General features: G+C 61.8%; 21 protein-coding genes. 11 read left to right on the top strand and 10 right to left on the bottom strand.

The genetic code is table 11. The annotated features are described in order from the left end of the window. Window positions 1-58 precede the first annotated feature (58 nt). The 6 genes from ACZM96_RS00855 (at window position 59) to ACZM96_RS00830 (ending at window position 5,443) form a co-directional block, all read left to right on the top strand. Window positions 59-757, top strand: coding sequence for a YkgJ family cysteine cluster protein (locus ACZM96_RS00855; protein WP_489486725.1), 699 nt, complete (start codon window positions 59-61; stop codon window positions 755-757). Continuing rightward, a complete protein-coding gene (gene rfaD, locus ACZM96_RS00850) occupies window positions 754-1,734 on the top strand; it encodes an ADP-glyceromanno-heptose 6-epimerase (RefSeq protein ID WP_489486724.1) in 981 nt (326 codons plus the stop codon). The genes ACZM96_RS00855 and rfaD overlap by 4 nt, the downstream gene beginning before the upstream one ends. Before the next feature lie 172 nt (window positions 1,735-1,906). Next, window positions 1,907-2,698, top strand: a complete 792-nt coding sequence (locus tag ACZM96_RS00845; RefSeq protein WP_346665590.1) for a phosphonate ABC transporter ATP-binding protein — start codon at window positions 1,907-1,909, stop codon at window positions 2,696-2,698. Between the two features lie 87 nt (window positions 2,699-2,785). After that, on the top strand, window positions 2,786-3,646 hold the full coding sequence (gene phnD / locus ACZM96_RS00840) for a phosphate/phosphite/phosphonate ABC transporter substrate-binding protein (RefSeq protein WP_346665589.1): 861 nt from the start codon (window positions 2,786-2,788) through the stop codon (window positions 3,644-3,646). 1 nt (window position 3,647) lies between these two features. Continuing rightward, complete coding sequence (gene phnE, locus ACZM96_RS00835) at window positions 3,648-4,445, top strand: phosphonate ABC transporter, permease protein PhnE (RefSeq protein ID WP_346665588.1); 798 nt, start codon at window positions 3,648-3,650, stop codon at window positions 4,443-4,445. Then, window positions 4,442-5,443, top strand: a complete 1,002-nt coding sequence (locus tag ACZM96_RS00830) for an NAD(P)-dependent oxidoreductase (RefSeq protein ID WP_418764127.1) — start codon at window positions 4,442-4,444, stop codon at window positions 5,441-5,443. The genes phnE and ACZM96_RS00830 overlap by 4 nt, the downstream gene beginning before the upstream one ends. A gap of 173 nt (window positions 5,444-5,616) precedes the next feature. Here the strand turns inward: ACZM96_RS00830 and ACZM96_RS00825 are convergent, their stop codons facing one another. Both ACZM96_RS00825 and rimO read right to left on the bottom strand, forming a co-directional pair. After that, window positions 5,617-7,149, bottom strand: a complete 1,533-nt coding sequence (locus tag ACZM96_RS00825; protein WP_489486723.1) for an META domain-containing protein — start codon at window positions 7,147-7,149, stop codon at window positions 5,617-5,619. A gap of 13 nt (window positions 7,150-7,162) precedes the next feature. Then, window positions 7,163-8,449 carry a 30S ribosomal protein S12 methylthiotransferase RimO gene (rimO, locus tag ACZM96_RS00820; RefSeq protein ID WP_489486722.1) on the bottom strand — a complete coding sequence of 429 codons (1,287 nt, stop codon included), beginning with the start codon at window positions 8,447-8,449 and terminating at the stop codon, window positions 7,163-7,165. 94 nt (window positions 8,450-8,543) lie between these two features. On the opposite strand from rimO, the gene rdgB reads away from it, so the two are divergent. Continuing rightward, window positions 8,544-9,182, top strand: a complete 639-nt coding sequence (rdgB, locus tag ACZM96_RS00815; protein ID WP_489486720.1) for an RdgB/HAM1 family non-canonical purine NTP pyrophosphatase — start codon at window positions 8,544-8,546, stop codon at window positions 9,180-9,182. A gap of 139 nt (window positions 9,183-9,321) precedes the next feature. Here rdgB and ACZM96_RS00810 read toward each other — a convergent pair whose 3' ends face one another. From ACZM96_RS00810 to yihA, 4 genes are read right to left on the bottom strand one after another with little or no spacing between them, the layout of a single operon-like run. Next, window positions 9,322-9,882, bottom strand: coding sequence for a methylglyoxal synthase (locus tag ACZM96_RS00810; RefSeq protein WP_489486719.1), 561 nt, complete (start codon window positions 9,880-9,882; stop codon window positions 9,322-9,324). Continuing rightward, a complete protein-coding gene (gene thiL, locus ACZM96_RS00805; RefSeq protein ID WP_489486718.1) occupies window positions 9,872-10,879 on the bottom strand; it encodes a thiamine-phosphate kinase in 1,008 nt (335 codons plus the stop codon). Before thiL ends, ACZM96_RS00810 begins: the two co-directional genes overlap by 11 nt. Window positions 10,880-10,882: 3 nt before the next feature. Then, on the bottom strand, window positions 10,883-13,204 hold the full coding sequence (locus ACZM96_RS00800; RefSeq protein ID WP_489486717.1) for an ATP-dependent helicase: 2,322 nt from the start codon (window positions 13,202-13,204) through the stop codon (window positions 10,883-10,885). A gap of 8 nt (window positions 13,205-13,212) precedes the next feature. Continuing rightward, window positions 13,213-13,875, bottom strand: coding sequence for a ribosome biogenesis GTP-binding protein YihA/YsxC (yihA, locus tag ACZM96_RS00795; protein WP_489486716.1), 663 nt, complete (start codon window positions 13,873-13,875; stop codon window positions 13,213-13,215). A gap of 222 nt (window positions 13,876-14,097) precedes the next feature. Here yihA and efp point away from each other — a divergent pair, with 222 nt between their 5' ends. The 4 genes from efp (at window position 14,098) to aspA (ending at window position 20,922) form a co-directional block, all read left to right on the top strand. Further along, window positions 14,098-14,655: an elongation factor P gene (gene efp, locus ACZM96_RS00790; RefSeq protein ID WP_294484450.1), complete on the top strand. Its 558-nt coding sequence runs from the start codon at window positions 14,098-14,100 to the stop codon at window positions 14,653-14,655. 133 nt (window positions 14,656-14,788) lie between these two features. Then, on the top strand, window positions 14,789-17,953 hold the full coding sequence (locus ACZM96_RS00785; protein ID WP_489486714.1) for a DNA translocase FtsK: 3,165 nt from the start codon (window positions 14,789-14,791) through the stop codon (window positions 17,951-17,953). Window positions 17,954-18,157: 204 nt separating this feature from the next. Beyond that, entirely contained in the window at window positions 18,158-19,015 is an 858-nt protein-coding gene (gene folD / locus ACZM96_RS00780) for a bifunctional methylenetetrahydrofolate dehydrogenase/methenyltetrahydrofolate cyclohydrolase FolD (protein ID WP_489486713.1), read from the top strand. Between the two features lie 470 nt (window positions 19,016-19,485). After that, window positions 19,486-20,922 carry an aspartate ammonia-lyase gene (gene aspA, locus ACZM96_RS00775; RefSeq protein WP_489486712.1) on the top strand — a complete coding sequence of 479 codons (1,437 nt, stop codon included), beginning with the start codon at window positions 19,486-19,488 and terminating at the stop codon, window positions 20,920-20,922. A gap of 210 nt (window positions 20,923-21,132) precedes the next feature. On the opposite strand, the gene pnp is transcribed toward aspA, so the two are convergent. From pnp to lolA, 4 genes are all read right to left on the bottom strand, one after another. Further along, complete coding sequence (pnp, locus tag ACZM96_RS00770) at window positions 21,133-23,376, bottom strand: polyribonucleotide nucleotidyltransferase (protein WP_489486710.1); 2,244 nt, start codon at window positions 23,374-23,376, stop codon at window positions 21,133-21,135. A 165-nt stretch (window positions 23,377-23,541) separates the two neighbouring features. Further along, window positions 23,542-23,805, bottom strand: coding sequence for a 30S ribosomal protein S15 (rpsO, locus tag ACZM96_RS00765; protein ID WP_294484515.1), 264 nt, complete (start codon window positions 23,803-23,805; stop codon window positions 23,542-23,544). 39 nt (window positions 23,806-23,844) lie between these two features. Continuing rightward, the gene (gene truB / locus ACZM96_RS00760) at window positions 23,845-24,771 is read right to left on the bottom strand and encodes a tRNA pseudouridine(55) synthase TruB (protein ID WP_489486709.1); all 927 of its coding nucleotides are present in this window, start codon (window positions 24,769-24,771) and stop codon (window positions 23,845-23,847) included. A gap of 161 nt (window positions 24,772-24,932) precedes the next feature. Further along, window positions 24,933-25,625 carry an outer membrane lipoprotein periplasmic chaperone LolA gene (lolA, locus tag ACZM96_RS00755; RefSeq protein WP_489486708.1) on the bottom strand — a complete coding sequence of 231 codons (693 nt, stop codon included), beginning with the start codon at window positions 25,623-25,625 and terminating at the stop codon, window positions 24,933-24,935. Between the last annotated feature and the right edge of the window lie 98 nt (window positions 25,626-25,723).

The following is a 25,723-nucleotide window of genomic DNA, read 5'->3' as shown; positions in this document are numbered from 1 at the left end:
GACATTCCCGCGGCGCTCCTTGCCGCATTCACCACGGAAACGCTCCAGTGAGGATATCATGAGCGAACAACATCAGTGCCGCCAGTGCGGAACCTGCTGCCGCAAGGGCGGACCGGCGCTTCACAAGGAAGACGCCCCGCTTCTGACGGACGGCGTGCTTCAGCTTCAGGATCTCTGCACGTTTCGCGCAGGCGAACTCGTGCGGGACAATTCCAACGATCATGTGGTTCCTCTGCCCGAGGAAATAGTCAAGATTGCCGCTCCCTACGGCTCCCGTCCCGACGTCTGGACCTGCCGCTTCCTCATGGAGGACAACCGCTGCTTCATTCACGACAGAAATCCCGCGGAATGCCGGGCCCTGTTCTGCGAAGATCCGACGGCGCTTTTGTCCATGCAGGGCGAGGACAGGCTGGACCGCAAGTCCATTCTGGAACTGCTTCACGCGCCGCAGTGGCTCATGGATTCCGTGGAAGCGCATGAGGCCCGCTGCAACTATGCGGCGCTCATCGAGCTGGCCTCCCATCTGGAAAAGCAGGAGGCGGCCCGTCGCGCGCTCGTGGAAGTGGTGGAATACGACAGAGCGTTCCGCGATCTCATGATGGAAAAGGGCAAGGTGCGGAAGGAAATGCTGGACTTTCTGTTCGGGCGTCCGCTTCTGCACACCGTCATCATGTTCGGCATAGACGCCAGACGCAATGCCGACGGCAGCATTACCCTCGTGCAGACCACGAAGGCAACCTTGAAGGGGCACGAATGATCATCGTCACCGGCGGCGCCGGCCTCATCGGCGCAAACATGATATGGGAACTGAACCGCCACGGCGTGGACGACATTCTCGTGGTGGACAACCTTGCTTCCACGGAAAAGTGGAAGAACCTCTCCCACCTGCGCTACAGCAACTACATGCATCGCGACAGATTCCTGGAACAGCTGCGTTCCGGGAAGAAGCTCGAAGGCGTGGACTGCGTGATCCACATGGGCGCGTGCTCCTCCACCACCGAGCGCAATGCCGATTTTCTCATGGAGAACAACTTCCACTACACGGTGGAACTGTGCCTCGCCGCCCTTGAGGCGGGAGCGCGCTTCATCACCGCGAGCAGCGCCGCCACCTACGGCGACGGCGAACTCGGCTTTTCCGATTCGCTCGACATCATGCCGAAGCTGCGTCCGCTGAACATGTACGGCTATTCCAAGAAGCTGTTCGACTTGTGGTGCATGGAGCACAAGCTGCTCGGCGAAGTGGTGAACCTCAAGTTCTTCAACGTGTACGGTCCCGACGAATACCACAAGGGCAGCATGATGAGCATGGTGTGCCGCGCGGTGCCGCAGGTGAAGGAAACCGGAAAGATCCGTCTGTTCCGTTCGGACAATCCGCAGTACGGCGACGGCGAGTCCGTGCGCGACTTCGTGTATTCCAAGGACTGCGCGGCCCTCATGCGCTGGTTCATGGAAACGCCTTCCTGCAACGGCATCTTCAACGTGGGCACGGGCCACGCCCGCAGCTGGAACGATCTGGCGAAGGCCGTGTTTGCCGCCATGGATCGCCCGGTGGACATTGAATACTTCGACATGCCCGAACACCTCAAGGGCAAGTACCAGTATTTCACCGAAGCGGACATGGGCTGGCTCGAACGCGAGCACTGCCCGGTGAAGTTCCATTCGCTGGAAGAAGGCGTGGATGACTACGTGCGCAACTACCTCATGCAGGACGATCCGTATCTCTGCTCGCTGTAGAGAGACGCGTCTCCTCTCTTGCTGAATCAGGGCCCGTTCCGACTTTCAGAACGGGCTTTTTGTTGCTGCGGCTGTAAAAAAGCCGCTTCTTTGATAATGAAAATTTTAATTCCGGGAAACATTGGAGCAATATTTCAGGCATATTTATCATCCTGATAATTCAGGAGGTTGTATGCTTCAGGCCTTGAATATTGCCAAAAGGTACGGTCGGACGACGGCGCTTGCGCCCACGACGATACATCTGGATCCCGGCACCTTCACCGTTCTTCTCGGGCCTTCCGGTGCGGGCAAGTCCACGCTGCTGCGCAGTCTGGCGCTGCTCAGTCCGGTATCGGAAGGCAGCATCAGCGTTCGCGGAATAGGCGTTGTCGATTCTGCCGGAAAACTGCGTGAGCTGCACCGGAAAACCGGATTCATCTTTCAGCAGCATCAGCTCATTTTGAGGCAGACGGCCCTGAGAAACACGCTCAACGGCCGCATCGGTTTTCATTCTCTGTTTCATGGTCTGCTTCCGGCGTCTTCCGAGGATCTGGAGAATGCGTATGCCTGTCTTGCCCGTGTGGGAATGGAAGGCTTTGCACTGACGGCTGCGGGCAATCTTTCCGGCGGGCAGCAGCAGCGCGTCGGCATCGCCAGGGCGCTCATGCAGCAGCCGGAAATCATGCTTGCCGATGAACCGGTCGCCAGCCTGGATCCTCAGCGGGCCTACGAAGTCATAGAGCTCCTCCACGGAATCTGCCGGGAAAGGGGCATCTGTTCGGTCGTGAGTCTGCATCAGGTGGAGCTGGCACGACGTTTCGCCGACAGAATCATTGCCCTGAACGGCGGATGCGTGGTGTTCGACGGCAGTGCCGCCGAACTGGACGACGGGGTGCTGAACAGACTCTACGCAACGTCTTCCGCGGAAACATCCGTTCTGCCTCCTGTCGCCGAGCCTTCGCTGAAGCCGGCCCTGGCCGCATAGTTACCGGATACGGGTCGTACCGTTCTTCGTATCGGATCGGAGAGCGGAGTCCTGAGTATGTATTTTCATTTTCAGAGAGGAATTTTTATGAAGATCCGCAACATCGTTCTGGCGCTTCTGGGCGTGTTCACTATGCAGACCGCTGCCTTTGCGGCCGGAGACGGAAACCCTCAGACGCTTCGCGTGGCGCTTCTGCCCGATGAAAGCCCCAGCGTGGTGATAAAGAATAATGAGAATCTGAAGAACTATCTTCAGGAAAAGCTGGGCAGAAAGGTGGAGCTCGTGGTGACCACCGACTACTCCTCCATGATTGAGGCCATGCGGCACGATCGTCTGGACCTCGCCTACTTCGGACCGCTTTCCTATGTCATGGCCAAGTCGAAGTGCGATATAGAACCCTTTGCCGCCATGCAGAAGAAGGGCAAGGCCACATATCGTTCGGTCGTCATCGCCAATGCGGCCAGCGGTATTGAAAAGGTGGCGGACATCAAGGGGCACGACATGGCGTTTGGCGATGTCGCCTCCACGTCTTCTCACCTCATTCCCAAATCCATGCTTCTGAATGAGGGGCTCAAAAGCGGCGAGGATTACAAGGAACATTTCGTGGGCAGCCACGACGCCGTGGCCATGAACGTGCAGAACGGCAACGCACAGGCCGGCGGCATGTCGGAGCCCATTTTCCAGACCATGATGGAAAAGGGACTGCTGAAGGCGGACAAGGTGAGAATCATCGCCACGTCGCAGGAATTTCCCGAATATCCCTGGACCATGCGCGCAGGTCTGAATCCCGAGCTCAAGAAGGCCGTCAGACAGGCTTTTCTCGATATGAAGGATCCTGCGGTTCTCAAGCCTTTCAAGGCGGACGGCTTCACGGCCATCGACGATGCCGCCTATAATCCCGTGCGCGAGCTGGCCACGATTCTCAATCTCAATCTGGCGCAGATGTAACATGGCGGCAACTCTGGAAGACGTCCGGCGCACCGTAAGCGGCGGCTATCGCAGATCCTGCCTGAAGCTCGTCGCGCTGGGGCTGATGGTTCTTGTCTGTTCGTGGCATACCGGCCTGCTTGATCTGCAGCGCATGGTGGAGGGTGGGCCTGCGCTCTGCCAGCTGCTGGGAGAAATGTTTCCTCCTGATTTTTCCAATATGCGCAAGTGGGGAAAGCCGGTGGTCGATACGCTGTGCATGAGTGTTGCCGGTACGTTCATAGCGCTGGTTCTTTCTTTGCCCGTGGGGCTTCTGGCCGCCGGAAATGTGGCTCCGAACAGGGCCGTATATCGTCTGGCAAGGGGGATTCTCAATATTCTCCGTTCGGTACCCGAGCTTATCATGGGCATCGTTTTCGTCGCGGCGGTGGGGTTCGGCGCGCTTCCCGGCGCGCTGGCGCTGGGGCTGCATTCCGTCGGCATGGTGGGCAAGTTTTTTGCGGAGGCCATTGAACACTGTGATCCCAAGCCTGTGGAAGCCATTCGGGCCGTCGGCGCAACAAGGGCGCAGACCGTTCTTTACGGCATTCTGCCGCAGGTCATGCCGCAGCTTGTGGATACGCTTGTGTACAGGTGGGAATACAATTTCCGGGCATCCACCGTCATGGGCATGGTGGGCGCCGGAGGCATAGGCTTCGAGCTTATGGCTTCGCTGCGCATCATGCAGTACCGGGAAGTTTCGGCCATTCTTCTGGTCATTCTCGTCATGGTGACGCTGGTGGATGGCCTCGGTTCAAGAATACGGAGAAAGGTTTCATGAACGGAAAACCCCGTTGTCTGGTCACGTGTCGCATTCATGCCGAGGTTGAGGAGTATCTTGGAAGGTACTGCGAGCTTGACCTGAACCGGAGCGACGAGAGCCTTTCGCATGAAGAGTTCTGCCGGCGCGCGGCCGATGTCGATGCGGCCATGACCTTCATGCCCGACAAGGTGGATGAAAAACTTCTTGCCGGGGCTGCCCGTTTGAAGGTCATAGGGGCGGCTTTGAAGGGCTATGACAATTATGACGTGGAAGCCGCCACCCGTCATGGAGTTTGGCTGACGTACGTCCCCGACCTTCTTACCGAACCTACCGCGGAACTGACCATTGCACTTATGCTCGGACTGAGCCGGAACGTGAAGGCCGGTGACAGGCGTGTCCGCAGTGAGTTTCAGGGCTGGCGTCCCGTGCTGTTCGGTACGGGCGTATCGGGTTCCGTGGTGGGCATCATAGGTCTGGGGCGTCTGGGACAGGCCGTGGCCCGGAGACTTCAGGTATGGAATGCCAGGCTGCTCGGCTTTGACGTCTCGGAAAAGGCGCTGGCTGCTGCCCGCGCGTTCGGGGTGGAGGGCTGTGCACTGCACGAGCTTCTGGAGCGGTCGGACGTTGTTCTTGTGCTGACGCCGCTGACTGTTCAGACCCGGAGTCTGCTGAATGCCGGACGCATAGCGCTCATGAAAAAGGGCGCGTTTCTGGTGAATACCGGGCGAGGATCATGCGTGGATGAGCCCGCCGTGGCGGAAGCTCTGGAGCGGGGACATCTTGCGGGGTATGCCGCCGATGTTTTCTCATTCGAGGACTGGGCTCTCGAAGGGCGTCCCGAAAGCATTTATCCTCCGTTGCTTTCTCCGGCGCTGAATACTCTTTTTACGCCTCATCTCGGCTCTGCCGTGGACAAGGTGAGAGCAGCCATTGAAATGACGGCGGCAAGGAACATTGTGGATGTGCTTGAAGGTCGCGTGCCAGCCAATCCTGTAAACCGTGTCGGCGAAAGATAACGTTTCCGCTCTGTGATGCGTCCCCGCCTCGAACGGATTTGAGCGGAGCGGAAACGAGCTCGGACCGCTTTCGGATGGAGTGAATAATTCTGTAAGCGTCCTTGCTGAAATATACGAAAAAGCCGGAGAAGCGATGATGCTGTTCTCCGGCTTTTTTATGTAGTTTTAGAGCGTTACATGTCCACGGCTTCAAACACCGCGACGATGCTCTTTTTGGAGCGCAGTTCCAGCATGGAGCCGTTGATGTTCCATTCGTCGGCTTTGGAGAACATGGCGTGCATGTTTCTGGCCTGTTCCTCGCCCTGCGGGCACATGCGCAGGGTGGAGCCGCCGTCGGAAAAGCTGATGGCTTCACCCTTTCGCTTCCAGTTCATGAAGAAGTTGTTGCAGCCGTCGGAGCCGGAAGCCTGACCGTTGTCGCGCAGAATGAGATGGGGTTCCGGCTGCTCGGGAAAGAGTTCCACGGGCGCGCCGTTGAGCTCGTGCAGACGCCAGTAGGTCTGCTCGAGCGGCGCGGAGGCGTAGTTTTCCGTGGAGCAGACGCCGCCCTTCTGCACGAGAAAGACGTTGGAAGCTTCCAGGTGACCGTCCTGAATGCGGCCTTCCAGCACCACGGAGGAATTGCCGTTGGACTGCAGAATGTGGCTGAGCTGATCGTAGCCCCGGCCCGAAGGCTGAATGGGAATGTCCCGCTGGGAATTGCATTCGGAAAACACGGGCTTGCCGTTCTGCTTTCTGAGTTCTCCTTCGATGAGAAAGCCCTTGGAAGGCCAGGGAATATCGGCCTTCTTGAGTTCCACGGGCTGCGCGGACAGGCCGTGGAGCAGCAGATTGCCGCCGGCTTCGCGCGTGGCGGTCACGGGCTTGAGCGCGCCGCGCGTGATTTCGATGGTGCGGTTTCTGTCTTTTTCCATCCAGGTGCCCATGTACTGATTGCGGTCGCCGTCCTGAGTGAGCAGGGCCAGGCCGTCGTCTTCAAGGTACAGATGGACGGAAATGTTTTTCCCGCCGCTTTTCAGCGACCCCTGATAGCTTGCGGGCGTCTTGAGCCCGGGAAGCTGATGCTCGCCGGGCATGGTGCGATAGACAAGTACGTTCGGCCTGCCGGGAATGGAAACGACTTCGTCGGTCTGCGTGGCGAAGAGCGTTTCGCCGCTGTGCATGACGGCGGCGGCAAGACGCGCCTCGTTCGGCATGGTCTGTTCAAGATAGTACACGCGGAAGGGAATGCTTCCGCTGCCGGACGAGGGCATGGTGGACGCGGCCACGGGAATGGGGGAGTGCAGCGGATAGAGCTGCACGCTGACCACGACTTCCGGCGGCAGGGCCATGCGTTCGCGGTAGAACAGCGTGCCTTCCAGCCTGCCTACCTTGGCCCGGCTTTTTTTCCATACCACGGCGGCGCCGTCGGCGTCGGTGAATTCCAGTCTTCCCGAGCCGGACTTGGCAAGCACGAGCTTCTGCGTGCGCACCTTGTCGCCGGGGCTGTCCATGGTGGCGAGCGAGAGCACGCCGTTTTCCAGATTCCAGCTCACGCCGGAAATGGCGGTCTGATCGGGCAGACCGAGCGCGCCGTCTTCGTCCAGAAAATAGATCCGCCCTTCGTCATCCACCCATGCGCCGCTGATGTCTCCCGGAGTGCCCGAAGTGGCGACGCAGGAAATGAGAAGAAGCGAGCAGAAAAAAAAGAGCAGTGTTTTACGCATGCGGTTCCTCAGTTCAGGCCAGGGCCACGAGGTCGTACTCCCTGGTCTCTACGATGTCGGCTTCCACCATGGCGCCGTTTTCCACGCCCGGGCCGCTCACGTAGGTCAGACCGTCCACGTCGGGGGTCTGGAACCAGGTGCGGCCGGTGTGAAGACCGGGCCATTCTTCGGAACTTTCATCGACCAGCACTTCCATGCGCTGTCCGGCGTAACCGGCGAGAATTTCCTCGCTGATGCCGCGTTGCAGTTCCATGAGTTCGTCCTTTCTGGCTTCCTTGACGGAGTCGTCGATCTGATCGGGCATGGCTGCCGCGGCCGTGCCTTCTTCAGGCTGAAAGGCGAACACGCCCATATGGTGAAAGCGGTTCTTTTCCACAAAATCCATGAGCGTGCGGAAATGTTCGTCGGTTTCTCCCGGAAAGCCCACCATCATGGTCGTGCGCAGGGCGGCTTCGGGGAAAAATTCGCGTATGCGGTCCACCGCCTCCTGCGGATTGCCGGAGAAGGGGCGGCCCATGCGGCTGAGAATGTCCGGGTGGGCATGCTGCAGAGGCATGTCGAAATACGGCACGAACGGCTTGCCCGCCTCCTTGAGAAAGCGCAGCAGGTCGCGGGTGAGTCCGCCCGGATACAGATAGAGCAGGCGCAGGCGTTCCAGTCCGTCGAGCGCAAGGAGCTTTTCCAGAAGAACGCGCGGATCCCTGCCGAAGTCCGTGCCGTAGGCGGTCACGTCCTGCGCCACGACAATGAGTTCCTTCACGCCGTCGTTCACGAGGGCGGAAGCTTCCGTCACCAGCTTGTCGACCGGTTCGGAAGCGTACTTGCCGCGGATGGACGGAATGGCGCAGAACGAACAGTTGTGACGGCAGCCCTCGCCGATTTTCAGCCAGGCGTAGGAAGGGCCGGTGCTGAGCAGGCGTCCGGCGGAGGCGTGTTCCAGATGAAGCGCACGCATGATCTGATCGGCCCAGGTGTCGATGTCGTCGGTGTGGAGCCAGAGATCGACTTCCGGCAGCTCGGACTTGAGATCGGCGATGCCGTAGCGCCCGGGCAGGCAGCCCGCCACGGCCAGGAACGGCTTTTTGTTTTTCGGCAGCTCGCTGAGATCTTCGATCATCTGAAGGACGGTCTGCACGGATTCCTGCACGGCCGGCGCGATGAAGGCGCAGGTGTTGATGAACACGAGGTCGGCCTGTTCAGGCTCGTCCACGGTGAGAACGGGGCCCAGCGAGCCCAGCAGACGTTCGGTGTCCACGCGGGTTTTGGGGCAGCCAAGACTTTGGGAATAGATACGGAGCATTACTCTACCTTCGAGCAGGCCTGGACTTGTCAACAGGACTGGCCTGAGATATCCCTTTCTGCCATGAAAACAGCCTTTCGGCAAGGAGACCCCCATGACGCTGCTTGAGACGCTCATTCTCGCCACCCGCAATCAGGGCAAGGTGAGGGAACTGCGCGACCCCCTGGCCCGTTTCGGATTCGACGTGAAAAGCCTGCCCGACGATTTTCCCGAAATTCCGGAAACGGGAACCACGTTTGAAGAAAACGCCCTCATCAAGGCCCGGGCCGTGGCCGAAGCGCTCGGCGTGCCCGCGGTGGCCGACGATTCCGGCATAGAGGTGGACGCGCTCGGCGGCGCGCCCGGGGTGTATTCCGCAAGGTACAGCCTGGACTGGCCGGAGCGGGAAGGCGAAAGCACGGACGAGCGCAACAACCGCAAGCTCCTTGCCGAGCTGGAAGGCGTGAGCGCGGAAAAGCGCACCGCGCGTTTCCGCTGCTGCATGGCCATGACGTATCCTTCTTCGTGGAAGAACAGACCGGAAGACATCGTGGTGAGCGGCGCGTGGGAAGGAAGCATTGCGGACGCGCCTTCGGGAAGCAACGGCTTCGGCTACGATCCGCTTTTTCTCGATCCGGCAAGCGGCCGCACGGGCGCGGAACTTTCCCGCGAGGAAAAGATGGCGCGCAGCCACCGGGGCAAGGCGCTGGCCCGCCTTCTGGAAGAGCTGGAAAAGCGCGGGAACCTTCGCTGACGCTTTGGCGCTTCCATGATTTTTTGAGTGCGGAAAGGCCCTGTTTCTTTTTGCGGAAACAGGGCCTTTTCTGCGGCAGGAGCGCGAGAAAGTGCAGATTCTGCGTTCAGGCCGCGTCCGTCACAGGAAAAATGGCGGGTTACTTGTTCCTCAGCGGAAAATGAATGTGGGGCGTGTAGGTGTAGCTCTGGCTGAAGAGCGGCGAGGTGATGATGAAGTTCGCCGTGGCGCGGTTGTTGGCAATGGGAATGTCGTACACCTGGGCGATGCGCAGCAGGGCCTTGACGTCGGGGTCGTGAGGCTGGGCGGTGAGCGGATCGGAGAAGAAGATGATGATGTCGATGTGGCCTTCGGCCACCTGCGCGCCTATCTGCTGATCGCCGCCGAGCGGGCCGCTGAGGTAGGGCGTGACGGGCAGGCCCGTTTTTTCATTGATGAGGTGCGCCGTGGTGCCGGTGCCGCAGAGAAAGTGACGGGCCAGAATCTGGCTGTGTTCCGCGCACCATTCGATGAGGCTCTCCTTCATGTTGTCGTGGGCGATGAGAGCGATGTGCTTGGTGGCGCTCATGGTTCTTTCCATGTGATCCTCGCTTGTTGTGGGGCCGGTGCGTCCGGCTGCATGAGTGATGTTTCTGACGGCGTCATGGTAGGCGGTCAGTGTGAAGCCAGTATGAAGAAACAGCACTTCTTCATGCGGCAAAATGGTCGAATCCCGCAGAAGCGGGGGCGCGGCCGTTGAGCGTGATGCCGCCTCGGCGCACCCGTCCGAGCGCGAGCGCGGGCGCGTTCAGTTCGCGCTCAAGTTCCGGCCACAGCGCTTCGGGGCAGGTGCCTGCAAGGGCGTAGTCCTCGCCGCCTTCAAAGGCGAATTCCGGGGCGCTGACGCCCGTGTCCGAGGCAAAGCGCCGAAGCTCTTCCGGTAGAATGTCTTCCGCAAGCTCGATGTCCGCGCCGAGCCCGGAGCGGCGGCTTGCCAGAAGGCGGGGCAGATCGCGCGCGAGTCCGTCGGAAACGTCCATGAGTCCGATGCGGTTTCCGGCGTGGCGGCGCAGAGCGAATCTGGCGACGGCTTCGCCTTCCCGGGCCAGTGGCTTCGGACGCAGATGCTTTTCGCAGGCTTCGGGCCAGTCGCTCTTCGTCTCTTCCGCCTCTTCTGGCGAGGAGGCGCGCTCAAGCAGCGAGAGTCCGAGCCTTGCCAGGCCCACGGAGCCCACGAGAAACACCACATCGCCTTCTTCAGCCACGCCGCGGCGAAGCCCCTGCGGCAGAGATTCGGGAAGTTCGCCCCAGGCCGTGACGCACACGTTGACCAGCGAGGAGCGGGCCAGATCGCCGCCGGAAAGAGCCAGGGAAAAATCGTCGCACACGGCCTTCACGCCCCGGCAGAAGTCGGCAAGCCAGGCTTCGTCTTCGCGTCCCGTGAGGGTGAGCCCCATGGAAATGCCCACCGGCCTTGCGCCGCTTGCGCCCACGTCGCTCACGTTGACGGCCACGGACTTGAAGCCGATGTCGAAGGGCGTGAAGTAGCGACGGCGGAAGTGCGCGTCTTCGGCGAACACGTCGGTGGTCAGGGCAAGCGGGCCGCCCGGGCGGAGAACGGCGCAGTCGTCGCCGCGGCCGAGCAGAAGCGCCGGATGATCTTCGGGGAAAAAGCGGTCGATGAGACCGAGAATGTCGTCTTCGCTGGCCATGCGCATGGCTTACTCCAGGGTGAGGTAATCGGCGAGAATGATTTTCAGGCCGAGGCCGGGAAAGTTCACCCGGTACTTGTCCGGCGGAATTTCCTCCACGATTTTGCCGCGTCCGAACAGGCGGTGGCGGCAGAAGCCGAGTTTTTTCCTGACGGGTTTGGCGTCCGGGCTTTCCTCCAGCGTGCGGCCGTTCTTCACGGCTTCGCGCACGGCGGCCAGATAGGCGTCGTCCGCGTCTTCGCGGGAGCGGGGCGAGGGGGCGAAGTCCCTGTCGCGGGGCGGCCAGTCGTCGTCATCCTTCCGGCGCTTCCCGCGGAAGGAATCGTCCGTTTCCTCGCCGTCTTCGTCCCAGTGCCAGGAGCGGCGCTTCGGCGCGCCGAAGCCGGAAAAGGCCGGGGCGGGCTGTTCCCGGATGCGGCGTTTCGTCAGCGCGCCGCCGTAGTTTTCATAAATTTCGTTCAGCGTGTCCGTAGGAAGTTCACGGATGAAGGGACTCGGCGAGGCGGGTTCCTGACTGCCGGAGCTGCGGTTGTAGAGGCTGAGTGGCACGAAAAGATCGAGCGTGTCCTTGGCGCGCGTGCAGGCCACGTACATGAGCCGCCGCTCTTCCTCGAAGTCTTCGGGACGCACCAGCGCGTGGCGGGAGGGAAAGCGGTCTTCCACAAGGTCGATGACGAGCACGGCCGACCATTCCAGCCCCTTGGCGGAATGCACGGTGGAAAGGGTGATCTTTCTCTCGCCGTCGTCTTCTTCCGGGGCTTCTTCGGGGCTGTCCAGAGAAAGATCGGCAATGAAGAGCTGGAGATCTTCGTAGGACGAGGCGATGCCGGACATTTCTTCCAGACCCTGCAGGCGGCGGGGCCAGTCGTCGGGAAAAAGTTCCTCCATTTTCGGGCGGTAGTGTTCGAGAATGGTGTCGATGACTTCTTCGGGGCGGGGATTTCTCACGCGCAGGTCGGCAATGAGCGCCATGTTTTCCAGAAAGTCCGGCCAGCGTGTGCAGGCTTTCTTGAGCGCGGCCTCGTCGCTGCCGGAAGCCAGGGCGAAGAGCTTGCGCGAGGTTTTCGGGCCGATGCCGCGGGAGAGCGCGGCGATGCGGTCGAAGGAGGGCAGATCGAGAGGATTGCTCACCAGACGGGCGAAGGCCATGACGTCCTTCACGTGCGCGGCTTCGGCGTAGCGCAGGCCGCCGTACTTGCGGAAGCCTATGCCGCGCTTGTTGAGCTCGATTTCCATGTTGTAGGACTGGTAGCCGGAGCGGAACAGCACGGCGATTTCCCGGGCGGGCACCGTGTCGAGCAGCTCTTCGATGCGCCTTGCCGCAAGCACGGCCTGCGTCTTGTCGCTGAGGGGCCGGTACAGCGTGACCGCGGGCTCGGCGGGCACGGGACGGCGGGAGAAAAGATGCTTGCGGTACCCTTCGGTGGTGTTGGCGAGCAGACTGTTGGCAATGTCGAGCACGGGCTGCACGGAGCGGTAGTTCTCTTCCAGCCGGATGATGCGCGTGTTGTGAAAGAGCTTGGGAAAATCGAGAATGTTGTGAACGGTGGCGCCGCGGAAGGCGTAGATGGACTGCGCGTCGTCGCCCACGGCCATGATGTTGCCGTTCTCTCCGGCCATCATGCGCACGAGCCTGGCCTGCACCTTGTTGGTGTCTTGATATTCGTCCACCATGATCTGGCGGAAGCGCTGCTTCTGCGTTTCCAGCACGTCGGGCTTGTCGAGGAAGAGCTGTTCCAGCTCGAAGAGCAGATCGTCGTAGTCGAGGAGGGCGTGTTCGCGCTTGTATTTGCGGTAGGCTTCGCCGAGTTCCGCAAGATCCGAGGCGTGCGGCAGCAGATGCTGCGCCTCGCGGCGGAGCACCTCGTCGAGTTCCATTTCCTTGTTGCGCGCCTTGCTCAGAAGTCCGAGCACGGCCTGCGTGCGCGGAAAGCTGCGGTCGCCCTTGCCGATTTTCAGCGCTTCCTTGCAGGCCTGAATGGCGGCGACGCTGTCGGAAGTGTCCATGACCGTGAGGGAGCCGCCCGTCCAGTCCGGGCTCCAGCGCCGCAGCACGGAAAAGGCGAAGCTGTGGAACGTGCCGCCCTGCACGCCGAGAAGCTGATGGTCGAGCAGATTGGCGGCGCGGTGCAGCATTTCCTGCGAGGCCTTGCGCGTGAAGGTGAGCAGCAGCATGGAATGCGGATCGAAGCCGTGTTCGGCCAGCCACGCCAGACGGTACACGATGGTGCGGGTTTTGCCGGAGCCTGCGCCGGCAATGACCAGCATGGGCCCTTCGGGCGCGGTGACGGCCTGTTTCTGGGCCTCGTTGAGAATGGAGATGTCGAGCATGGCGTGAATCAGTCTGCGGAGGGACCGTCGATATCATCGGCGGAGGGAAGAGGATCGGGGGCTCCGGCTTCGCGCAGCCTTGCCCACAGCTCGTCGATGCCGAGCCTCGTGACTGCGGAAACCACCACGGGTTTCTGTCCGCCGAGAATGGCTTCCCAGGTCTTCTGCTGGGCGGAGCGTTCCTTGAGGGAGCACTTGTCGGCCTTGGTGAGCACGGCGATGACGGGAAGCTTCCGGGCTTTGGCGAAATCGGCCATCAGCCGGTCGGACTGCTGCGTGGGAATGCGGCAGTCGATGAGCAGGGCGAGCGCGCGCAGCGTTCTGGTTTCTTCCAGATACTTTTGAATGAGGGCCGCCCAGTTGCGGCGCTCCTCGTGGCCGCGGCGGGCGTAGCCGTAGCCGGGCAGATCGGTGAGGCAGAAGCCGTCGGGCTTGACCAGAAAAAGGTTGACCGAACGGGTCTTGCCCGGTTCGGAACTGACCTTGGCCAGTTTTTTCCTGCGGGCGAGAGCGTTGATGAGCGAGGACTTGCCCACGTTGGAGCGGCCGGCCAGCGCAATCTGCGGCATGTGATGCGAGGCGTCTTCCAGCTGTTCAAGGGTGTACAGGGTGGCCAGAAGTTCCAGCGCGGGTTCGGAACAGGTCTTTTTTTCGGCGGACGGGTCGGTCATGGCGCTCCTCCCGAGTTGACAAAGTGAGCCTCTATCGGACAATATATCTTGCTTTTCGGAAAAAGCCGAGATTAGCCTGCTCCGGCGGAAAAGGCAAATATTCCGCAGGGCGTCCCCCGCAGCGCGGGGAATATTTCCTCCGTTTTCGGAGGCCGGAAGGGTCCGCGTCGGCCCGTTTCGGATTTTTTACGAAAAAATATCATATTCTTGCCTGGAGGCATCATGTATTCCACTACTGACTTTCGTCGCGGCCTGAAGATCGAGATCGATGGCACTCCTTACGAAATCGTTGAATTCCAGCACTTCAAGCCCGGCAAGGGCGGCGCCATGGTGCGCACCAAGCTGCGCAACATCCTGAACGGCCGCGTGGTGGACAATACCTTCCGCTCCGGCGAAAAGGTGGGCAAGCCCGACATGGAACAGCGCGACATGCAGTACCTGTACCGCGAAGGCGACGACCTCATCTTCATGGACATGACCACCTACGAACAGATTTCCCTGCCCGTGTCCGACACCGACGGCAAGGCCGACTGGCTGCTGGAATCCCAGCAGTGCCGCGTGCTGCTCTACAACGGACAGCCCATCGACATTGAAGTGCCCGTGAGCCTCGTGATGACCGTGGTCAAGACCGAACCCGGCGTGAAGGGCGACACCGTTTCCAACGTGACCAAGCCCGCCACCCTGGAAACCGGCGTGACCATTCAGGTGCCGATTTTCGTGAACGAAGGCGACCGCGTCAAGGTCGATACCCGCACCCGCGAATATCTCGGCCGCGACTAATTCGCGTTCTTTTCTTTTGCGCTGTCGGCAGGACGTGTTGCGCGCCCTTCCGGCAGCGCTTTCGTTTTTCGGGAGAAAAACGGATTCCGGGCCCGTCCCGGAAGGGTTCACTTGAAGTTTGAAGGGGATGCCAATGTACGGACACAGACTGGTACGCGAACTGCTCGGACTGCTTTTTCTTTTCTGCGGTCTGCTTATGCTGCTCAGTCTCTGGAGCTATCATGTCGGCGATCCCACCTTCAATCAGGCCGTGAGCATGAACGCTTCTTCCGTGCAGAACGCGGCCGGACTGTTCGGCGCGTATCTGTCGGGCTTTCTGGTGGACTGCTTCGGTCTGGGCTCCTTCTTGTGGGTCGTGTTCTTTCTGGCCGTGGGCGCGGGGCTGGTGTCCCGCTGGCTGGTGCTCAAGTGGTACCGCTGGGTGGGCTATCTCCTGCTTTTTTCCTGCATGCTGGTGGCCTCTTCCGTATTCGACATAAGCGTGCACGGCATTCACGGCGGCGGCCTTGCCGGACAGTGGCTTTCCGCCTTTTCCCTTATTTTTTTCAGTCCCGTCGGCTCGTTTCTGCTGTGGTTCTTCGTGTTCCTCATTGCCATGGAACTGTCGTTCAGCATTTCGTGGCTGACGCTCATTGCTTCGTTCGCCTCCTGGGTGATGCGGAAAATTCCGTCCTTCGGCACGACCTACGATCTGCCCGTGCCGCATCTGCCCGAGGCGTTGAAGCGCCTGCCCGGGCTTGTCGCCGGATGGCGCAGGATTCCGGACGTGGCAAAGCGTCCCCGCCCTGTGCTCGACATCGTGTTCGGCAGGAAGAAGGACGTTGCGGAAACGCCTGCGCCCGTGCTTGAAATAAAAACGGATCTGCCGAAGGCTCCCGAGCTTCCGGGCACGGAGCCGGAGCCTGTGGATTCCGGCATTCGGGAAGAGGATTTGAGTGATCTTCTGCGCCTTGTGGAACGTCCGGAGACTGCCGGCGGCAGGACGGGTGCATCCGAACCTGCCGTGGCCACCGTGTTCGTGCCGGAACCGGTTCCTGCGCCTGCGGCGGAAAAGGCTCCGGCGCAGGAAGAGAGCGAATTTATTTTTGAGCTGGAGGAGCCCGTCGAAACGCCGGTCTCTTCCGTTGCGGCGACGCCCTCCGTTGCGACCGGTTCTGCGCCGGTTTCCCCCACGCCCTCCGCGGCAGTGAGCGCTGTGCCGGTTTCTCCGATTTCCTCCGCAGCAGTCGGTTCTGCGCCTGCTTCTCCGGCTGCCGAACCTGTTGTCGTGTCTCCGGCGGCTTTTGCAGCATCGAGCGTCGAGTCGACTCCGCCGGCTTCCGAAGCTCCGTCGGTTGCGCCTGCCGCTCCCGCGGCGGCTGCGCCTGTGTTTTCCGCTCCTGCCCCCTCGGTGACGGCGTCCGCGCCCGCCGCGCCTTCTTTTGAGCCCGCGCAGGCTCCGGCTCCTGCCGCCGTGCCCGTGCAGACCGTTTCTCCCGCGCCCTTCATCGAACCCGACGTGCCGGAGGAAGACCTGCCGCCTTCGGCCCTGGCCGCGCTTTCCGCCTCGGCTTCGGCCGTGAACACCGACGATCTGCCCGCGGTGGTGACGGCTGCGCCGTCGCCCGAAAAGCAGCCCGTGTCGCAGACGCAGGTGCCCGGGCAGGCTTCCCCCCAGTTTTTCCGCGCGGCGGAAACGCCTGCCGCGCCGCACAAGGACGCCGCCTACGCCTCCGTGGACAGCGCCGTGGCCGGAGCGCTCGCTGCGCAGAAAGAGCTCGAAGCCGAAGCCGCCGCTCCCGCTGCGCCTGCGCCCGTGCTGCCGAAGCGCAGGGAGCTTCAGCTGCCGCCTCTGGAACTGCTTTCGCCGCTGCCGGAAGAGGATCTTGCCAGCAGACCCGATGAGCTCACCCTGGCCAGACAGGGCAACGCGCTCATCACATGCCTCAAGAACTTCAACGTGAACGCCACGCTGGCGCGCATCACGCCCGGCCCCGTGGTCACGCTCTTCGAGGTGCGTCCGGCTCCGGGCGTCAAGGCCACGCGCATCACCAATCTGGCCAACGATCTGGCCATGTCGCTCAAGGCCGTGTCCGTGCGCATGCAGGCTCCCGTGCCCGGCACCGACACCGTGGGCGTGGAAGTGCCCAACGAAAAGCGCTGCACCGTGCATTTCCGGGAAATTGTGGAAAACGAAAATTTCCGTCAGGCCAAATCGCTGCTCACCGTGGCGCTCGGCAAGGATACCGGCGGGCGTCCCGTGTCCGCGGATCTGGCCAAAATGCCGCATCTTCTGGTGGCCGGCGCCACCGGCGCGGGCAAGAGCGTGTGCCTGAACGCCATCATTCTCAGCCTGCTCTACCGCGCCCGTCCCGACGAAGTGCAGATGATTCTGGTGGACCCCAAGCGCGTGGAACTTTCCATGTACGCGGACCTGCCCCATCTCGTGCATCCCGTGGTGACGGACATGGATCTCACCAAGAACGCGCTGCTCTGGGCCATTGAGGAGATGAACCGCCGCCTTTCGCTGTTCTCCAAGGTCAAGGTGCGCAACATCACGGGCTACAACGACCGTCAGGCCCGTCTGCGCGCCGAGGTGGAGGCCGGAGGCCCCATGCCCGTGGACGCGGAAACCGGCGAGCCGGAAGATCTTTCCAACATGCCGTTCCTCGTCATCATCGTCGATGAGCTCGCCGACCTCATGATGGTGAAGCGCAAGGAAGTGGAAGGCAGCATCGTGCGTCTTGCGCAGCTCGCCCGAGCCGCGGGCATTCACCTCATCATCGCCACGCAGCGCCCCAGCGTGGACGTGGTGACGGGCATCATCAAGGCGAACTTCCCCTGCCGCATCGCCTTCAAGGTGACGAGCGGTCAGGATTCGCGCACCATCATCGACGGCGCGGGCGCGGAAAAGCTGCTCGGCATGGGCGACATGCTGTTCAAGCCCAACGGCGGCATGATTCAGCGTCTGCACGGCGCCTTCGTGAGCGACGATGAAGTGTCGGCCGTGGTGGAATTCTGGAAAAAGCAGCAGCCGCCGAACTACAAGGTCGATTTTGCGGAATTCGGCAACGACGACGCCGACGACGCCGAAGATTTCGGACAGCCCGCCTCCCGGAGCAACGAAATCGTGGACGATCCCATTTACGCCGAAGCCGTGCAGTTCGTGCTGGACAACGGCAAGGTGTCCATTTCCCTGCTGCAGCGGCGTTTCCGCATAGGCTTCAACCGCGCGGCCCGCTTCGTGGAGCAGATGGAAAAGGACGGTCTGCTCAGTCAGGCCGACGGCACGCGTCCGCGCAGCGTGGTGCATCGCTAGCCCCGGCCGAAAAGCGCGTTCTGCTCCGCTTCTGCAATCGGGGCGAGCCGGAAAGCGGCCGGCGCAACACATTTGCGGAAAGCCAATGGGCGCTTTTCCGCGCCGCAGTCCGGCGGGACTGCGGAACGGGCCGTTCCCGCGCCATGCGGAGCGGCGATCCTGTCACCCCATGTCTCCGGCCCGGCCGGAAAAGGAGGAACTGCCTTGATACTCGACGGTAAGGCGACTGCGGCGTCCATACGCGCCGCGCTTCGTGAGGACATAGCGAAAGACAGGGAGAAAGCCGGACGCGCTCCCTGCCTGGCGGTGATTCTGGTGGGCGAGGATCCGGCTTCGCAGGTGTACGTGCGCAACAAGGAAAAGGCCTGCGCCGACGCCGGCATCGACACGCGTTCCTACCGCAGACCCGCCTCCATTCTTCAGCAGGAGCTGGAAGAGCTCATCGCGTCCCTCAACGCCGATCCGGCCGTGGACGGCATTCTGCTTCAGCTTCCCCTGCCCGAAGGGCTGGACGAGCGTCCCTGCATCGAGGCCATCAGCCCGGACAAGGACGTGGACGGCCTCACCGCCGTCAATCAGGGCCGCGTGGCCATGAACGTGCCCGGGCTTCGTCCCTGCACGCCCGCGGGCATTCTGGCGCTGCTCGACCACTACAACATTTCCGTGAGCGGCAAGCGGGCCGTGGTCATCGGCCGCAGCAACCTTGTGGGCCGTCCGGTGTCCCTCATGCTCGGCAGCCGCGACTACAACGCCACCGTGACCATGTGCCATTCCCGCACGCCCGATCTGGCCGCCGTGTGCCGCGAGGCCGATATCATCGTGGCCGCGCTCGGCAAGCCCCGCTTCGTCACGGCCGACATGGTCAAGCCCGGAGCCGTCATCATCGACGTGGGCATCAACCGCGGCGAGGACGGCAAGCTCTGCGGCGACGTGGACTTTGAGCACGTGGCCCCGCTCGCTTCCGCCATCACGCCGGTTCCCGGCGGCATCGGCCCCATGACCATTTCTCAGCTTCTTGTGAACACCGCTCGGGCCTGGAGAAAAAAGCTTCTCGGCGCATAGCGGGAAAGCTCGCCCGGCCTGCGCAGCAACGAGAAGCGCAGGCCGCACCCCGATCTTCCGCCCGGGGAGAGCCTCACTTGCGGCTTCACGTTTTGCCCTTTCCGTCCTTGTCGGTCGGAAAGGGCTTTTTTGTGTGCGCGAGACTGGCCCGGGAGCCCTGGGCGAGGGCGGCGCCCGCACAAAGGCCGGGCGAAGGAGCGAACCTCGAAACCGGCCCCGGCTTTTTCGCCTGCCGCCGCGCTCGAGCAAAAATTTTTTGAAGTCATGGGGCGCAAGGGCGCGGGAGAGAAAAAGCAATACAGCGCGCTTTTCCCCGGACGCTGAGTGTGCTAGGGTGGCCCAAAATTGAGGACAAGGCGAAAAAAGTTTTTCGCATGATCGGGCAGTTGTTTGATATTGCAGTATATTTTTCTCTGCTTGAAAACGATTGTCAAAATTTTGCCGTTTCAGAGACGGAAAAAGGAGCGCCTATGACCGCAACGCGTAAGGAGCATGATTTTCTTGGCGATCTGGAAATTCCCGCCGATGTCTATTACGGCATCCAGACCAGCCGGGCTCTGGAGAACTTCCGCATTTCGGGCACGACCATTGCCTCCATGCCGCGCTTCATTCAGGCGTTCGGCTATGTGAAGAAGGCGGCGGCGCTGGCCAACATGGAGCTCGGCGTGCTGCCGGAATCCATCGGCCGCTACATCTGCCTCGCCTGCGACAAGGTCATTGCCGGAGAGTACAACGATCAGTTTCCCGTGGACGTGTATCAGGGCGGCGCGGGCACGTCGTGCAACATGAACGCCAACGAGGTTATCGCCAACGTCGCCCTTGAGCTCATGGGGCACAGGAAGGGCGAATATCAGTACTGCCATCCCAACAATCACGTGAACTGCTCGCAGTCCACCAACGACGTGTATCCCACGGCCATCCGTCTGGCGCTCTACACCACGCTGACGGACTTCATGGGCGACATGGCATACCTGCGTCAGGGCTTTGCGGCCAAGGCCGTGGAGTTCCGCGACGTCATGAAGATGGGCCGGACCCAGATGCAGGACGCCGTGCCCATGACGCTGGGCATGGAATTTTCCGCGTGGGCGACCACCATCGGCGAAGACATCCGCCGCATCGGCGAAGGCCGCGAGCAGATCTGCGACATCAGCATGGGCGCGACGGCCATAGGCACGGGCATCAACACGCCGGAAGGCTATGCCGCGCTGGTGACGAAGCGCCTCGCGGAAATTTCCTCGCTGCCGCTGTTCATGGCGGAAAATCTGGTGGAAGCCACGTCCGACTGCTGCGCCTACGTGCAGATTTCCGGCCTGCTCAAGCGTTTTGTGGTCAAGCTCTCCAAAATATGCAACGACCTGCGGCTGCTCTCGTCCGGGCCCTGCTGCGGTCTGAACGAAATCAATCTGCCGCCCCGTCAGCCGGGTTCCTCCATTATGCCCGGCAAGGTGAATCCGGTCATTCCCGAGGTGGTGAATCAGGTCTGTTTCGACGTCATCGGCAAGGACGTGACCATTTCCATGGCCGCGGAAGCCGGACAGCTGGAACTCAACGCCATGGAGCCCGTCATTGCCTACACACTGTTTGCCTCGCTGAAGCATCTCGGCAACGCCTGCCACATTCTGCGGGATCTGTGCGTGGACGGCATTACGGCCAACCGCGAGCACTGCGCCTCGCTCGTGCGCAACGCCATAGGCGTGGTGACGGCGCTCGCCCCCTACATCGGCTACGAACGCTCGTCGGAAATCGCGCGGGAGGCGCTGGCCTCCGGGCAGTCGGTGTACGATCTCGTGGTGCGGCACAAGTACATGACCAGCGAGGAAATCGACTACGTGCTGAGCCCTGAGCGCATGATGCAGCCCGGCGAGGACAAGGAGCTCCAGCGCAGGATTGCAAAGCGTCTGGGCTAGGCCGCCGGACGCTCCGCGGCCTTCGGACTGTGGCCGCGCGGCGGGAGCGTGCGGGCTTTCCCGCAGTGTGCCGCGCTGATTCTGCCCGGAGGTGTCCGCCCGGTCATGGCGGGCTGAGCGCGAATTGGCATGACAAACGAAGAGGCCGCCGTCCATGCGGACGGCGGCCTCTCTTTTCATCTTTGCGCGAGGGGAATTCCCCGCTCCCGCTTAGTCTTCCTTGTGTTCGCGGCGGGGACGATCGCTGCGTTCACGACGTTCGCCGCGGCGTTCGCGACGTTCGCCGTCGCCGCGTTCACTGCGTTCGCGGCGGGCGGGACGGGCGGTGTCTTCGGGCTTCCATTCGATGCCCTGCTGTTCGAGCAGCACGGCCTTGCGGCTCGCGCGGATGCGGTCGCCGTTGATTTCGATGACCTTGACCAGCATGTCTTCGCCGAGGTGGGCCACGTCTTCGGTCTTTTCCACGCGGTTGGTGTCGAGCTGGGAGATGTGCACCAGGGCTTCGAGGTTGGGCAGAATTTCCACGATGGCGCCGATTTCCAGAATGCGCTTGACCTTGGCGTTGTAGTTCTTGCCGAGTTCCGCGTGCTGGTCGTAGTAGAGCACCATTTCCTTGGCGGCCTGCATGGACTTCTGCGTGGGGGCGAAGATGGTGATGCGGCCGGAATCTTCAATATCGATGGCCGCGCCGGTGGCGCTGGTGATGGCCTTGATGTTCTTGCCGCCGGGGCCGATGATCATGCGGATGATTTCAGGATTCACGAACACTTCCTCGTGCTGGGGAGCGTAGGGAGAGAGTTCGCGCACGGCGGGCATGGCCTTGGCCATGACGTCGAGAATGTGCAGACGGGCGACGCGGGCCTGTTCCATGGCGCGGGCCATGACTTCGGTGGGCAGGCCGTTGATCTTGATGTCCATCTGGATGGCGCTGATGCCGTCGGCCGTGCCGGCGATCTTGAAGTCCATGTCGCCGAGGGCGTCTTCGTCACCGAGAATGTCGGTGAGCACGGTGTAGGTGTCGCCGTCCTTGATGAGGCCCATGGCCACGCCGGCCACGGGAGCGCTGATCGGCACGCCGGCGTCCATGAGGGAGAGGCAGCCGCCGCACACGGCGGCCATGGAGGACGAACCGTTGGATTCCACGGTGTCGGACACCACGCGGATGGTGTAGGGGAAGCTTTCGGGCGAGGGCAGAACGGCCTTGAGGGCGCGTTCGGCGAGGTGGCCGTGACCGATTTCGCGGCGGGACACGCGCACGGACTTCACTTCGCCCACGGTGAAGGGCGGGAAGTTGTAGTGCAGCATGAAGCGCTTGGTTTCGTCGCCGTTCAGGGTATCGACCTTCTGTTCGTCGGACGTGCTGCCGAGGGTGGTGACGGCAATGGTCTTGGTTTCGCCGCGGGCGAAGATGGCGGAGCCGTGGGCGCGGGGCAGCACCGACGTTTCGATTTCGATGGGACGCACGGTCTTGGTGTCGCGGTTGTCGATGCGGGTGCCTTCGTTGAGCACTCTCTGGCGCACGAGCTTCTTTTCGAGGTGTTCGAGCACTTCGCCGATGGCGGCCTGCGCCGCGGGATCGTCGGCATAGCGTTCGTCGGTGGACATGAGGGCCTTCACCTTGTCCTTGACGGCCTTGCGGGCGTCCTTTCTGAGCAGCTTGTCGGGAGTGCGCAGGGCGTCTTCCATGCCGGACTTGATGGCGAGGTCTTCCACGTAGGCGAACAGTTCGGGATCGTCCTGCTTGGGAATGAATTCGGTCTTGGCCTTGCCGGCCAGCTTCACGAGTTCTTCCTGAGCGTCGATGAGGGGCTGAATGGCCTTGTGGGCCCAGTTCAGGCCGTCGATGAGGTCCTGTTCCTTGACGAGCTTGGCTTCGCCTTCCACCATGACCACGGCGTCGCGGGAGGCGGCGAGCACGATGTCCATGTCGGAGCGCTTGAGTTCTTCGGTGGTGGGGTTCAGCACGAACTGACCGTCCACGCGGCCGAGGCGCGCGCCGGCCACGGGGCCCGCGAAGGGAATGTTGGAAATGCAGGTGGCTGCGGAAGCCGCGGTGATGCAGAGCACGTCGGGATCGTTTTCGCCGTCGGCGGAAATGACGGTGGCGAGCACCTGCACCTCATTGCCGTAGCCCTTGGGGAAGAGCGGACGGATGGGGCGGTCGATGAGGCGGGCCACGAGGGTTTCATGGTCGCTCGGGCGGCCGATTTCGCGGCGGAAGAAGTTGCCGGGAATGCGGCCGGCGGCGTACATGCGTTCGGCGTATTCCACGGTGAGGGGGAAGAAGTCCTTGGGGGTGTCGAGCTGGGCTTCACACACGGTGACGAGGGCCACGGTGCCGCCGCACTGAATCCAGATGGCGCCGTTGGCCTGACGGGCCACGCGGCCCGTTTCCAGAATGATTTCCTTGCCGCCTACGGTGGCGGACACACGAGTGCTGTTGAGCAGACCCATATGGTTACTCCTGGAAGGAGACTCCGTGAAGAAAGACGAAAATTTCGCCTCTGTTCGCGGATGCTCCTTCCTCGCGTTGAGGTTGAGGGGAAAAAGGCCCCTTTCCATGCAGGATGGGGGAGCGGAATTTCTTCCGCTCCCCCTTGTTTCCGGATCGTTTTCCGACTACTTGCGCAGACCGAGCTTTTCGATCAGGGCGCGGTAGCTCTGAATGTCGGTCTTCTTGAGGTAGTTCAGCATCTTGCGACGCTGGCCGACCAGCTTGAGCAGGCCGGTACGGGAGTGGAAGTCCTTCTTGTTGGCCTTGAAGTGGTCGGCGAGACCATTGATGCGGGCGGTGAGAAGGGCGATCTGAACTTCAGCGGAGCCGGTGTCGCCTTCGTGCTTGGCGTACTGAGCGATGACGGCCTGCTTCTGAGCGGAATCCATAGCCACAGCGGTATCCTCCTCTCTGGCTTCTGCCAGAGGTTAGTGGGTAAAAAGCCCCCGAAGCACTGCCCAGACAGGGCGATCCCTGTCCATGCGGGCTTCTGCCAGAGCCAGAGGCGAGCCATCCTGCGCCAGTATGAGGGCGCGTTCGCCGGGTTCGAAATCACCGAATTCCGGCAGATGGGGAACGGGCATGCCGTTTTTCAGATGCGCTTCCTGCATTTTTCCGACGGAAATGTTTTTCCAGCCGGGCAGGGCGGCGCTCATGGGCATGATCCATTCTGGCAGCCTTTCAGGCTCGGCAAGGATTTCGTCCAGCGTGTGGGCGACCTCCAGGCCAAACGGGTGGCTGTATTCCCGGGTCAGTTCCGTGAGCATGGCTCCGCACCCGAGTCGTATCCCCAAGCTGTGGGCCAGGGACCGTATGTAGGAGCCGGAACTGCACGTTACCCGGAATCGCACATCCGGCATGTTCACCCATTGAACAGCGGCGCGCGAAACATGTATGCTTTTCACCTTGACCGGCACTTCCTTGCCGGCGCGGGCCAGCTTGTACAGCGGCTGACCCTGGTGCTTTGCGGCGGAATAGGGCGGAACGGGCTGTTCCGTCACATCCAGCCAGGCCTCCACTTCGCGGCGGGCGGCCTTCTCAAGCGCGGAGCCCGGAGCGAGATCGTCTTCGCTCAGGGGCGTTTCGGCAACCACGGAGCCTTCGGCGTCCCAGGTGTCGGTAACGACGCCGAGGCGCAGCGTGCCGCCGTAGGTTTTCACTCCGCCTTCCAGCAGATAGCCGGAAAGTTTTGTGGCGTTGCCGAGCAGAACGAGCAGCACGCCGGTGGCCATGGGGTCGAGAGTGCCCGCATGACCGATTTTTTTCTGCCCGAGGCGCTTCACGCGGGCGATGGCCTGCGCGGAGCTGAGCCCCTTGGGCTTGTTCAGTACCAGTATGCCGTGCTGCTGTTCCATGCGAGAAGTCTATGTACCTTTAATTATCAGGATAGTCCAGCCCCGGCGAAGTGCCCGGGCAGGGAGAGCCCGGAAAATTCGCTTTTGCCGGCGCCACTGCGCGGGCGGAAACGGAATATCCCGGAATTATTGAAATATGTTTTGAAGCTCTGCCTGGAAATCTAGTTGAGCAGCGGCCTTGCCACGGGATGCTTGGCCTCCACATGATCTTCCACTTCCGTGCCCTTGGGCGGGGTGAACTGGAAGTCCTTGGCGGAGACGGGCGCGTTGGGCTTCAGGTCCTGCAGCTCGATGGTGTTGGTGTTGCCGTAGAAGTCCATGACCATGGCGCGGCGGATGAGCGAGGTGTCGGGGTCGAGCCAGATCTGGGCCTCGGTGAGTTCCGTGGTGGGATCCTTGGGGTAGAGAAGCAGATGAATGAGCTTGCCGTCTTCCGGCGACTGGGCGGCTTCCACGTCGAAATCGCGGGAAAGGGCGCTCTGGCCGGTGATCACCTGGATGAGGGAACGGGAATCTTCGGCCAGCGCGCGGGAATAGCGGTAGGCGAGTTCCTCGTCGGGCAGGTAGTTCCAGATTTCCTTGTCCGTCACCATGAGAAGTTCTGCGTGGGGCGCGGCGGTTTCCCAGCGCACGAGAAGGGGCTTCTGGAAGAGAATGACGCCGTTTCTTTTTTCCACGACGCCGCTTTCTCTCTGCAGAAGCTGCTGCGTGAAGTCGGCGCGGAAGCTCTGCATGCCGGCGTAGGCGGTCTGCATCTTGTTCACCGCGGCGGTGATGTCGGCGGCGGAAGCGCTCTGGGCGAAGAGGCCGAGGGCAAGAAAGGCACAGAAGAGGATTCGCAGCAGTCTGCTCATGATTTTTTCCTTATTCCTCCCGACGCCCGGAGGCGGGCGGCGATGCGCGCCGCAGGGGAGGTTGAAAAAGGCCCGGAAGCCCGGGCCGGAAACCAGTG

It is taken from the genome of Mailhella sp., assembly GCF_057866825.1.
Note: the sequence above shows the minus strand (reverse complement) of the source record. Positions and strands in the feature narration are given on the sequence as shown.

Bases quoted from the DNA above. Each gene is read 5' to 3' on its own strand.
- ACZM96_RS00855 (WP_489486725.1), top strand. From the start codon at position 59: ATGAGCGAACAACATCAGTGCCGCCAGTGCGGAACCTGCTGCCGCAAG.
- rfaD (WP_489486724.1), top strand. From the start codon at position 754: ATGATCATCGTCACCGGCGGCGCCGGCCTCATCGGCGCAAACATGATA.
- ACZM96_RS00845 (WP_346665590.1), top strand. From the start codon at position 1,907: ATGCTTCAGGCCTTGAATATTGCCAAAAGGTACGGTCGGACGACGGCG.
- phnD (WP_346665589.1), top strand. From the start codon at position 2,786: ATGAAGATCCGCAACATCGTTCTGGCGCTTCTGGGCGTGTTCACTATG.
- phnE (WP_346665588.1), top strand. From the start codon at position 3,648: ATGGCGGCAACTCTGGAAGACGTCCGGCGCACCGTAAGCGGCGGCTAT.
- ACZM96_RS00830 (WP_418764127.1), top strand. From the start codon at position 4,442: ATGAACGGAAAACCCCGTTGTCTGGTCACGTGTCGCATTCATGCCGAG.
- ACZM96_RS00825 (WP_489486723.1), bottom strand. From the start codon at position 7,149: ATGCGTAAAACACTGCTCTTTTTTTTCTGCTCGCTTCTTCTCATTTCC.
- rimO (WP_489486722.1), bottom strand. From the start codon at position 8,449: ATGCTCCGTATCTATTCCCAAAGTCTTGGCTGCCCCAAAACCCGCGTG.
- rdgB (WP_489486720.1), top strand. From the start codon at position 8,544: ATGACGCTGCTTGAGACGCTCATTCTCGCCACCCGCAATCAGGGCAAG.
- thiL (WP_489486718.1), bottom strand. From the start codon at position 10,879: ATGCGCATGGCCAGCGAAGACGACATTCTCGGTCTCATCGACCGCTTT.
- ACZM96_RS00800 (WP_489486717.1), bottom strand. From the start codon at position 13,204: ATGCTCGACATCTCCATTCTCAACGAGGCCCAGAAACAGGCCGTCACC.
- yihA (WP_489486716.1), bottom strand. From the start codon at position 13,875: ATGACCGACCCGTCCGCCGAAAAAAAGACCTGTTCCGAACCCGCGCTG.
- efp (WP_294484450.1), top strand. From the start codon at position 14,098: ATGTATTCCACTACTGACTTTCGTCGCGGCCTGAAGATCGAGATCGAT.
- ACZM96_RS00785 (WP_489486714.1), top strand. From the start codon at position 14,789: ATGTACGGACACAGACTGGTACGCGAACTGCTCGGACTGCTTTTTCTT.
- aspA (WP_489486712.1), top strand. From the start codon at position 19,486: ATGACCGCAACGCGTAAGGAGCATGATTTTCTTGGCGATCTGGAAATT.
- pnp (WP_489486710.1), bottom strand. From the start codon at position 23,376: ATGGGTCTGCTCAACAGCACTCGTGTGTCCGCCACCGTAGGCGGCAAG.
- rpsO (WP_294484515.1), bottom strand. From the start codon at position 23,805: ATGGATTCCGCTCAGAAGCAGGCCGTCATCGCTCAGTACGCCAAGCAC.
- truB (WP_489486709.1), bottom strand. From the start codon at position 24,771: ATGGAACAGCAGCACGGCATACTGGTACTGAACAAGCCCAAGGGGCTC.
- lolA (WP_489486708.1), bottom strand. From the start codon at position 25,625: ATGAGCAGACTGCTGCGAATCCTCTTCTGTGCCTTTCTTGCCCTCGGC.